The 10,221-nt window shown below is 62.9% G+C and carries 10 protein-coding genes and 1 tRNA gene; 2 read left to right on the top strand and 9 right to left on the bottom strand.

Features of this window, described 5'->3' with window-relative positions; genetic code table 11:
* The 5 genes from pheS to thrS all read right to left on the bottom strand — a co-directional run.
* Positions 1-920: phenylalanine--tRNA ligase subunit alpha (gene pheS / locus G3574_RS12425; RefSeq protein ID WP_163963544.1), on the bottom strand; the 920-nt coding region annotated here is incomplete at its 3' end.
* A 137-nt stretch (positions 921-1,057) separates the two neighbouring features.
* Positions 1,058-1,417 carry a 50S ribosomal protein L20 gene (gene rplT, locus G3574_RS12420; RefSeq protein ID WP_163963542.1) on the bottom strand — a complete coding sequence of 120 codons (360 nt, stop codon included), beginning with the start codon at positions 1,415-1,417 and terminating at the stop codon, positions 1,058-1,060.
* A 24-nt stretch (positions 1,418-1,441) separates the two neighbouring features.
* Entirely contained in the window at positions 1,442-1,639 is a 198-nt protein-coding gene (gene rpmI / locus G3574_RS12415; protein WP_119768735.1) for a 50S ribosomal protein L35, read from the bottom strand.
* A gap of 176 nt (positions 1,640-1,815) precedes the next feature.
* Positions 1,816-2,352, bottom strand: a complete 537-nt coding sequence (gene infC / locus G3574_RS12410) for a translation initiation factor IF-3 (RefSeq protein ID WP_163963559.1) — start codon at positions 2,350-2,352, stop codon at positions 1,816-1,818.
* Positions 2,353-2,383: 31 nt separating this feature from the next.
* Positions 2,384-4,291, bottom strand: a complete 1,908-nt coding sequence (gene thrS / locus G3574_RS12405) for a threonine--tRNA ligase (RefSeq protein ID WP_163963540.1) — start codon at positions 4,289-4,291, stop codon at positions 2,384-2,386.
* Positions 4,292-4,685: 394 nt separating this feature from the next.
* Between thrS and G3574_RS12400 the strand changes: the two genes are divergently transcribed.
* Positions 4,686-4,871 (top strand): hypothetical protein, encoded by a 186-nt coding sequence (locus tag G3574_RS12400; protein ID WP_163963538.1) that lies wholly within the window; start codon positions 4,686-4,688, stop codon positions 4,869-4,871.
* A 26-nt stretch (positions 4,872-4,897) separates the two neighbouring features.
* On the opposite strand, the gene G3574_RS12395 is transcribed toward G3574_RS12400, so the two are convergent.
* The 4 genes from G3574_RS12395 to G3574_RS12380 form a co-directional block, all read right to left on the bottom strand.
* Positions 4,898-7,108 (bottom strand): xanthine dehydrogenase family protein molybdopterin-binding subunit, encoded by a 2,211-nt coding sequence (locus tag G3574_RS12395; RefSeq protein WP_163963536.1) that lies wholly within the window; start codon positions 7,106-7,108, stop codon positions 4,898-4,900.
* Positions 7,105-8,091 (bottom strand): FAD binding domain-containing protein, encoded by a 987-nt coding sequence (locus G3574_RS12390; protein ID WP_163963534.1) that lies wholly within the window; start codon positions 8,089-8,091, stop codon positions 7,105-7,107. The genes G3574_RS12395 and G3574_RS12390 overlap by 4 nt, the downstream gene beginning before the upstream one ends.
* A 26-nt stretch (positions 8,092-8,117) precedes the next feature.
* Complete coding sequence (locus G3574_RS12385; RefSeq protein WP_163963531.1) at positions 8,118-8,711, bottom strand: (2Fe-2S)-binding protein; 594 nt, start codon at positions 8,709-8,711, stop codon at positions 8,118-8,120.
* Between the two features lie 341 nt (positions 8,712-9,052).
* Positions 9,053-9,129 (bottom strand) — tRNA-Val (locus G3574_RS12380).
* 174 nt (positions 9,130-9,303) lie between these two features.
* Here G3574_RS12380 and G3574_RS12375 point away from each other — a divergent pair.
* Positions 9,304-10,221 carry a cation diffusion facilitator family transporter gene (locus G3574_RS12375; RefSeq protein WP_163963529.1) on the top strand — a complete coding sequence of 306 codons (918 nt, stop codon included), beginning with the start codon at positions 9,304-9,306 and terminating at the stop codon, positions 10,219-10,221.

Below are 10,221 nucleotides of genomic sequence, written 5' to 3'. Positions count from 1 at the left end.
CCGAAGGCGAAGCCGATGTACTTTTCCGGATCGAGGCCCATGTTGCGGACCACGGTGGGATGCACTTGGCCGGAGCCGGAGACTTCCAGCCAGCGGCCTTTCAGCGGGCCGCTGCCGAAGGCGATGTCGATTTCGGCCGAGGGTTCGGTGAACGGGAAATAAGAGGGACGGAAGCGCACCTGCAGGTCGTCGGTCTCGAAGAAGGCCTTGACGAAGTTGAGGTAGACGCCCTTGAGGTCGGCGAAGCTGATGTTCTCGTCGATCCACAGGCCCTCGACCTGGTGGAACATCGGCGAATGGGTGGCGTCGCTGTCGACGCGGTAGGTGCGGCCGGGGGCGATGACCTTGATCGGCGGCTTGTTCATGCGGGCATGGCGCACCTGCATGGGGCTGGTGTGGGTGCGCAGCAGCAGCGGCTTGCCCTGGCTGTCCTTGCCGTCGATGTAGAAGGTGTCCTGCATCGAACGCGCCGGGTGGTTTTCCGGGCTGTTCAATGCGGTGAAGTTGGTCCAGTCGGTTTCGATCTCCGGGCCGTCGGCCACGTCGAAGCCGATCGAGCGAAAGATGGCTTCGATGCGCTCCCAGGTGCGCATCACCGGGTGGATGCCGCCGACGCTGCGGCCGCGCCCGGGCAGGGTGACGTCGATGGCTTCGGCGTTCAGCCTGGCTTCCATCTGCGCGTTGGCCAGGGCATCGCGGCGGCCGTTCAGCGCCGCTTCAATCTTTTCCTTGGCGGCGTTGATCACGGCGCCCTGCGCCTTGCGCTCCTCCGGCGCAAGCTTGCCGAGGCCTTTCATCTGCTCGGTGATCTGGCCGGTCTTGCCGAGGTACTTTGCCTTGGCATTCTCGAGTGCGGCGGCGTCCTGCGCTTCCGCGAAATCGGCTTGCGCCTGGACGACAATATCTTCTAAGGAATTCATGCGGCTTTTTGCCCGTGACAGGAAATCGAAATCGAATGGTCAATACGACCGGAAAAAATAAAACGGGGCATAGATGATAGACCTATGCCCCGCTTATTCTTTGCACGCCGCGCGAGGCGGCGCCGGAATCACAACACTTAAGCAGCGATGTTGGCCTTCACCTGATTGACAATCGCGGCAAACGCCGGCTTGTCAGTCACTGCCATGTCGGCGAGAACCTTGCGGTCCAGGCCGATGTTGGCCTTCTTCAGGCCGTTCATGAACACGCTGTAGGTCACGCCGTGCTCGCGGGTCGCGGCATTGATACGGGTGATCCAAAGGGCGCGAAAGACGCGCTTCTTGTTGCGGCGATCGCGGTAGGCGTACTGGCCTGCGCGCATGACGGCTTGCTTGGCGATGCGGTAGACATTGCCGCGGCGGCCGCGGTAGCCCTTGGCGAGGTCAAGGACTTTCTTGTGACGGGCCCGTGCGGTAACCCCACGTTTAACTCGAGGCATGGTAGCTCCTTCTTATTGGTGAGGTTAGGCGAACGGCATCATCGCGCGAACGGAGTTCATGTTTGTGTCATGAACGTCCACTGCGCCGCGCAGCTGGCGTTTGTTCTTGGTGGTTTTCTTGGTGAGGATGTGGCGCTTGAAGGCTTGACCGCGCTTGACGGTACCGCCCGGACGCACGCGGAAGCGCTTCTTGGCGCTGCTCTTGGTCTTCATCTTAGGCATAGCAAACTCTGTCCTTCCGGACAGCTCCAGTTTTGGCATGATTGCAGGTGGCAGTACTTCACTGCTCTTGGATGCCTGCTCTCACTTGTTATGCAGGGAATCGAGTCCCTGCAATTCAAAGGGCCGCCGCATAACGTGACGCCAGCGGGCGGCCCCTCAAATCTTTTTTTGAAGAATTACTTCTTCTTTTTCGGCGCCAGCACCATGACCATCTGGCGGCCTTCCATCTTGGGAAACTGCTCAACCTGCCCGAACGGCTCGAGATCGGCTTTCAGGCGTTCCAGCATTCTCATGCCGATGTCCTGGTGCGCCATTTCGCGACCGCGGAAACGCAGGGTGATCTTGGTCTTGTCGCCCTCTTCGAGGAACTTGGTCAGGTTACGAAGCTTGATGTTGTAATCGCCGTCATCGGTTCCCGGCCGGAATTTGACTTCCTTGACCTGGATGACCTTTTGCTTCAGCTTGGCTTCGTGGGCTTTCTTCTGCTCCTGGTACTTGAACTTGCCATAGTCCATGAGACGCGCCACCGGCGGTTGCGCGGTGGGAGCGATCTCTACCAGATCCACATTTGCCTCTTCCGCGGCGCGGAAGGCCTCGGCCAGACTGACGATGCCCAGCGGCTCGTTATTGACCCCAGATAAACGCAATTCCGGCGCGGTAATTTCGCCGTTGATGCGATGCGACTTGTCCGTAGCTATTGCAGTTTCCTTTATCAATCAAATAATTAAGCCGTGCTCCAGCACATCAGGCTTTGGTGTCGACCTCACTGACAAGTCGCTCAACCAAGGCGTCGACGGACATGATTCCCAGATCGACGTTGCCTCGCGCACGCACGGCCACCGTATTCGCGTCCCGCTCCTTGTCGCCGATCACGACGATGTAAGGCAGCTTTTGGACGGAATGCTCGCGTATTTTATAGGTTATTTTCTCGTTACGCAAATCGAGATTTACCCTAAACCCTTGTTTTTTCAGGTTTTGTGCTACCGCTTGCGCATAATCAGCCTGAGCGTCCGAAATGTTCAGCACGGCAATCTGCACCGGAGCCAGCCAGAGCGGCATCGCGCCGGCATGGTTTTCGATCAGGATGCCGACAAAGCGTTCCAGCGAACCGACGATTGCGCGGTGGAGCATGACCGGCACCTTGCGGGTATTGTCATCCGCGACATATTCCGCGCCGAGGCGGCCCGGCATGGAGAAGTCGACCTGCATGGTGCCGACCTGCCAGGGGCGGCCGAGCGAATCCTTGAGGTGGTATTCGATTTTCGGGCCGTAGAACGCGCCCTCGCCCGGCAGTTCGGTCCACTGGACGTCGCAGGCGCGCAGCGCGTTGCGCAGCGTGTCTTCCGCGCGGTCCCAGGTTTCATCCGAACCGATGCGGTTTTCCGGGCGCAGCGCGATCTTGATGGAGATGTCGGAGAAGCCGAAATCCTTGTAGACCTGCATCGCCTGCTGGTGGAAAGCGGTGCACTCGGACTGGATCTGCTCTTCGGTACAGAAGATGTGGCCGTCGTCCTGGGTGAAGCCGCGCACGCGCATCAGCCCGTGCAGCGCTCCCGAGGACTCGTTGCGGTGGCACTGGCCGAACTCGCCGAAACGCAGCGGCAGGTCGCGGTAGCTGCGCAGGCCGGCATTGTAGATCTGGACATGGCCCGGGCAGTTCATCGGCTTGAGCGCATAGTTGCGGTTTTCCGATTCGGTCACGAACATGTTGTCGCGATAGTTTTCCCAGTGGCCGGTCTTTTCCCAGAGCGCGCGGTCGAGGATCTGCGGCGCCTTCACTTCCTGGTAGCCGCATTCCTTGTAAACGCGGCGCATGTATTGCTCGACTTCCTGCCAGATGGTCCAGCCCTTCGGATGCCAGAAGATCAGGCCCGGCGCTTCGTCCTGGAAGTGGAACAGGTCGAGCTGCTTGCCGAGCTTGCGGTGGTCGCGCTTCTCGGCTTCCTCGAGCATGTGCAGGTAGGCGTCCTGCTCTTCCTTCTTGGCCCACGCGGTGCCGTACACGCGCTGGAGCATTTCATTCTTGGAATCGCCGCGCCAGTAGGCGCCGGCCAGCTTCATCAGCTTGAAGACCTTGAGCTTGCCAGTCGAGGGCACGTGCGGGCCGCGGCAGAGGTCGGTGAACTTGCCCTCGGTGTAGAGCGAGACGTCCTCGCCCTGAGGAATGGAAGAAATGATTTCCGCCTTGTAAGCTTCGCCGATGGACTTGAAATAGGCCACCGCTTCATCGCGCGGGAGAACCTTGCGGCTTACCGGCTCGTCCTTCTTCGCCAGTTCGGCCATCTTCTTCTCGATGGCCTGGAGGTCCTCGGGCGTGAAGGGGCGCTTGTAGGAGAAGTCGTAGTAGAAGCCGTTGTCGATGACCGGGCCGATGGTGACCTGGGCGTCGGGGAACAACTCCTTCACGGCATAGGCCAGCAGGTGCGCGGTGGAATGGCGGATGACGTCCAGGCCATCGGCGTCCTTGTCGGTCACGATGGCAAGGTCGGCATCCTTGTCGATGAGGAACGAGGTATCGACCAGCTTGCCGTCGACCTTGCCGGCAAGGGCAGCCTTTGCCAGGCCGGTGCCGATGCTGGCCGCGACTTGGGCGACCGTGACGGGCGATTCGAATTGACGCTGCGAACCATCGGGAAGACGCACTGAAACCATTTTACCCTCCATGTCAGGGCGGCTTGCCACTGACGCTAGACTATTCACCATGAAAATTGACGGACGAAAAAAAACGCGGGCTAGCCGCGTTTTTCATTCTGAAGAGACGAAAACAACCCCGACTAGCGCCGATGAAGACCTGCGGTGGTTGTAGTTCGCGGTGTCATAACCGTGTTGCCTTTCTCGCTCTTACAGAATGTTCGTTGTCCGGTAATCAGGTTGGACGTATCCACCCTAAAAATCAAGCCCAGACTATACAAGCCCCGATGTGGAAATGCAAGCCGTGCGGGCCGGCTCATGCCCTCCTCGCGCTCGAGCGGAGGGATTTTTCGCCCTCCCGCCTTGTCTCACCTGCAAGCAAGATTGTCATGCACCACATCGAAAGGAGACCATCATGCCAAGAGGCGACAAATCCGCGTACACCGACAAGCAGAAACGGCAGGCGCAGCACATCGAGGAAAGTTATGAGCAGCGCGGCGTGCCCAAGCAGGAAGCGGAACGCCGCGCCTGGGCCACGGAAAACAAGATTTCCGGCGGCGGCAAGAAATCCGGCTCGGGCCGCAAGACCAGCCACCACTGAGCCGCCACCAAGCCGCCAGCGCTCCGCTACAGCAGCTTGTCGAGCGTGATCGGCAAGTCGCGCACGCGTCTGCCGGTCGCATGGAACACCGCGTTGGCAATCGCGCCGCCGACGCCGGTGATGCCGATCTCTCCCACGCCTTTCGCGCCCAGCGGATTCACGTGAGGGTCTTCCTCGTCGACGATGCTGACGTCGATGTCGCCGATGTCGGCATTGACCGGCACATGGTATTCGGCAAGATTGCCGTTGACCGCCCTGCCGTTGCGCTTGTCGAACACCGTTTCCTCGAACAGGGCAAGGCTGATGCCCCACACGATGCCGCCCATAAGCTGGCTGTACCCGGTCTTGCGGTTCAGCAGCTTGCCGACGCCGTATACGCCGACCACGCGCGGCACGCTGATCTGGCCGAGGTCTTCATCGACGTGGACTTCCACGAAGACCGCGCCGAAGGCATGCATCGAGAACTTCGATTTTTCCTCACCCGGCGCGGCGCTCGCTTCTGCCTCGACCGCATTGCCGCCGTGACGGCGCAGGATGTCGGCATAGGATTGCGTGCGCTGCGGGTCGTCGCGCAGTCGCAGCGCGCCGTTGGCGGCAACGATCGCATCTGCGGTGGCGCCGTGCAGCGGCGAGGCCTCGTCCGCCAGGGCGATACCGATCAGCTTGAGCCGCAAGGCTTCCGCCGCCGCCTGCACCGCCGGCGCGACGCTGGCGACGGTGGTCGAGCCGCCGGAAATCGGCGCGTTCGGAAAGCGGCTGTCGCCGAGCTCGAACCTTACCTTGTCCACCGGCAAGCCAAGCGCATCGCAGGCCACCTGGGTCATGACGGTATAGGTCCCGGTGCCAAGGTCCTGCGACGCGGTCTGCACCACCACCGATCCATCGGGAAGCATGCGCGCCACCGCGGACGCGGGGGAACGATTGGTTGGATAGGTGGCGGTCGCCATGCCCCATCCGACCAGCTTGCTGCCTTCGCGCATGGAACGCGGTTCCGGCGTGCGGCGCGCCCAGCCAAAGCGCTCGGCGCCGATCTCGTAGCATTGCCGCAATGACTTGCTCGACCACGGCAGATCCTTGCCCTGGTCCCGCTCTGCGTAGTTTTGCAGGCGGAAGGCGAGCGGATCGATTCCAAGCTGCCAGGCCATCTCATCCATCGCCGATTCCAGCGCAAACGTGCCGGTGCTTTCGCCGGGGGCGCGCATGAAGGTCGGCGTGCCGAGGTTCATGCGCGCGAGGCGGTGGCTGGTTTCCTGGTTGGGGCAGGCGTAGAGCATGCGCGACGCCAGCGCGCAGGGTTCGATCCAGTCCTCGATCATCGACGTGTAGGCGATGGCGTCATGCCCCATGGCCGTGAGCTTGCCATGTTCCGTCGCGCCGAGCCGGAAACGCTGGCTGGTGACTGGCCGCGTGCCCACCGGCCCGAACAGCTGGTTGCGGTCGAGGACCACCTTCACCGGACGTCCGACCTGCCTGGCCGCCATCGCCGCCAGCACCACGTGCGACCAGACCGACCCCTTGCAGCCGAAGCCGCCGCCGGTGAACGGGCAATGCACCGTGATGTTTTCCGGCGGAATCCCGAGCGTTCCCGCGACGACGTTGCGCACGCCGAGGATGTACTGGGTTGAATCGAAGAGTTGCAGGCGGTCGCCGTCCCAGGCCGCGAGGGTGGCGTGCGGTTCCATCGGGTTGTGATGGGCATTGGGCGTGCTGTACGTGGCATCGAGGCGCGCGGAGCCGGACAGCAGGCCGGCATGCAAGTCGCCGCGGCGCGTGTCGGTGGATTGAGCCAGGACCTTTTCCGGCGGATGCAGGTGTTCCTGCGCCTCGGCGAAATCGAGCACGGCGGGCGCGGCTTCGTATTCCACGCGTACCCGCGCGGCCGCTTCGCGCGCGTGCTCCAGCGTATCGGCAACGACGAGCGCGATGGGCTGGTTGTTGTAATGCACGGCATCGAACTGCAGCAGGCTGAGCACCCGGCCGACCGGGGGCTGGAGCTTGCCGGAGCTGGTCTGCGAGGGCAGGCGCGGCGCATTCAGGTGCGTCATGACCTGCAGCACGCCGGACACCTCCTCCGCGTGTCCGGTATGGATGCGCTTGATGCGGCCTGACGGAACGGTGCTGGTGACCATGACGGCGTGCACGCATTCCGGCACGCGATGGTCCGCCGCGTACTCGGCGGCGCCAGTGATCTTTTTCACGCCATCCGTGCGGGAAATGCCTTGTCCGATGAGGCTCATGCCATGTCTCCTGCGATGCGCAGCGCGCGCACGATGACGCGCCGCGCGAGTTCCACCTTGTAGCGGTTGTGTTCCTGCGGCCGGGCCTGCGCGAGGGCCAGCGCGGCGGCGGCGCGCAGATTGTCCTCGGAAAATTCCTTGCCGCGCAGGGCGTCTTCCGCCTCGCGCGCGCGCCAGGGCTTGTGGGCCACGCCGCCGAGGGCGATGCACACCTCCCGCACCATGCCGTCATGCACGTCGATAGCCGCGGCGACCGACACCAGCGCGAAGGCATAGCTCGCCCGGTCGCGCACCTTCAGGTAATGCGAGCGCGTGCCGAATGCGACGGCGGGAACGTCGATGGCGGTGATGAGTTCGCCCGGCCGCAAGGTGGTATCGATGTGCGGCGTGTCGCCCGGCAGGCGATGGAAATCGTTGACCGGAATCTCGCGTTCGCCCGACTGGCTCCGCACCCTCACCACCGCATCCAGCGCGCAGAGCGCCACCGCCATGTCGGAGGGATGCACGGCGATGCAGGATTCGCTCCCGCCGAGGATGGCGTGGATGCGATTGAAGCCATCGCGCGCCGCGCAGCCCGATCCGGGCGTGCGCTTGTTGCACGCGCCCAGCGCGGGGTCGGTGAAGTAATGGCAGCGCGTCCGCTGCAGCAGGTTGCCGCCGACCGTCGCCATGTTGCGCAATTGCGCCGACGCGCCGGCCAGCAGCGCTTCCGCCAGCAAAGGACATCGCTCCCTGACCAGCGCATGATTGGCCGCCGCGGTGTTGCTCGCCATGGCGCCGATGCGCACGCCGCCGTCCGGCAAGGCTTCGATGGTGTTCAGCGGAAGGCGGCTGACGTCGACCAGGCGCGCCGGCCGCTCGATGCCGCTCTTGTAGAGGTCGAGCAGGTTGGTGCCGCCGCCAATGTAGCGCGCGCCTGCCTGCGCGCCGAGGCGGACGGCTTGTTCCACGTCGGTCGCGCGATCGTATTCAAAGGGAAGCATAAGGAGCTTTCTCGCCTTGGGCGGATTCAGGATTGGGGCCGCGAGGCCATGCGGATGGCGGAAACGATGTTCGGATAGGCGCCGCAGCGGCAGATGTTGCCGCTCATGCGCTCGCGGATCTCGTCGTCGGACAGGTCGCCGGCGACGGCGCGCGGCGCAACCGCGCTGGCCTGTCCCTGGGCGGCCTCGTCGAGCAGCGCCACGGCCGAACAGATCTGGCCCGGGGTGCAGTAGCCGCATTGGAAGGCATCGCATTCGAGGAAGGCTTCCTGCACCGCGTGCAGTCCGGCCTGGCCGGCGATGCCTTCGATGGTGGTGATCGCCCTGCCCTCATGCATGATGGCGAGCGTCAGGCAGGCATTGATGCGCTGGCCATCGACGAGCACCGTGCAGGCGCCGCACTGTCCGCGGTCGCAGCCTTTCTTGGTGCCGGTGAGGTGCATGACTTCCCGCAGGGCATCGAGCAGGGTGACCCGGGGTTCAAGCATCAGGTCGCAGGCCTGTCCATTGACCAGCAGGCTGACCAGGCGCGGAGGAACGAAAGTGGGATCCGGCGCGGTGCCGGCCTGCGCCGGTTGGGCGCCGGCGTCGCGTTGACTGGGCAAGATGTCGTCCGGCATGCGGCTCTCCTGTTGAAAGGACAATAGATGGCAGGAGATGCGGAACGGCCGAAAGTTCCGTGATATGGCAGCGATGCCGCCGGGGACTGACCCCGGCCAAGGATGATTGAAGAAGACCTTGCCAGTGGCGCGGGCGGGGTGCGCGGCCGCAGTGAGTGAAACCGGTCGCCGAGGGTGCGCGCATTCGATGCATGGGCAAAGAGCGCAAAGCAACGCCAAGCGATAAAAGAACTAATGGGAAATCGGGGGAGTGAAGCGGAAAGGACGATCAGGCAATCCTGCCAACATGCCTCTGGACTAAAACAGCCCCGGAGCGAAGTCCGGGGCGTCTTAGAGGATGTTGGTAGGCTCGATTGGACTCGAACCAACGACCCCTACCATGTCAAGGTAGTGCTCTAACCAGCTGAGCTACGAGCCTGAAGAAGCCGAGATTATAGCGAGAGATTTTTGATTGCGCCAGTGTTTCACCCAATTATTTTCCGGGCGGCTTCAATGGCCTAAACCGGTCATGCAAAACCGTCTTTACTTTGGGGACATTCCTTGCCCTGGAATCCGCTACACTTCCCGCTTTTGGTCCGGCCTTTCCGCGTACATGAAAACCCACCCGCCCTCCACCGAACACCTGCATGCCCATCGCGCCGGGGATGCATCGCATCATCATTTCTCGGAGGTGCGCCGCCCCGGCATCCTGGGCTGGTCATTATTGATCACCCTGGGCTTCGCGCTGGTGGAGGTGGTGGCGGGCTTCTGGTCGAATTCGCTGGCGCTGATCTCCGACGCCGGCCACATGGTCACGGATGCCACCGCGCTGGGCCTGGCGCTGCTGGCCCAGATCATCGCCCGCCGCCCGCCGTCCGCGAAACATTCCTTCGGCTTCGGCCGTGCCGAGGCGCTGGCCGCCTTCATCAACGCCCTGGTCATGCTGGCGGTGGTGGCCTGGATCGTCGTCGAGGCGGCGCAGCGCTTCTTCCATCCCGTGGCAGTGCAAGGCGGCACGGTGTTCGTCGTGGCCTGCATCGGCATGGCCGTCAACATCGTTGTGGCGTGGGTCCTGTCGCATGGGCAGGATAGCGTGAACACCCGCGCGGCCATGGTGCATGTGCTGGGAGACCTTCTCGGCTCGGTGGCCGCGGTGATCGCGGGCGTGGTGATCTATTTCACGGGCTGGCTGCAGATCGATCCCCTGCTTTCGGTGCTGGTGTCCGCGCTCATCCTGAAATCGACGATAGGCGTGCTCAAGGAGTCCTATCATTTCCTGATGGAAGGCGTGCCTCATCACATCGATTACCTCGAGGTCGGCGAAGACCTTTCCCGCCAGAAAGGCGTGCTTTCGGTCCATGACCTGCACGTCTGGGAAATGACGCCCGGCGCGCCGGCGCTGATCGGCCATGTGGAAATCGACGACATGCAGGCCTGGCCGTCCATCCTGCGCGAGATCAAGCAGATGCTGCTGGACAAGCACGGCATCGACCACGTGACCCTGCAACCCGAACTGTCCGCCATGCTGTAG

This window comes from Noviherbaspirillum galbum, assembly GCF_010974945.1.
Classification (GTDB): Bacteria; Pseudomonadota; Gammaproteobacteria; order Burkholderiales; family Burkholderiaceae_D; genus Noviherbaspirillum; species Noviherbaspirillum galbum.
The sequence above is the reverse complement of the archived record's forward strand: the minus strand, read 5'-3'. Positions and strand labels throughout refer to the sequence as shown.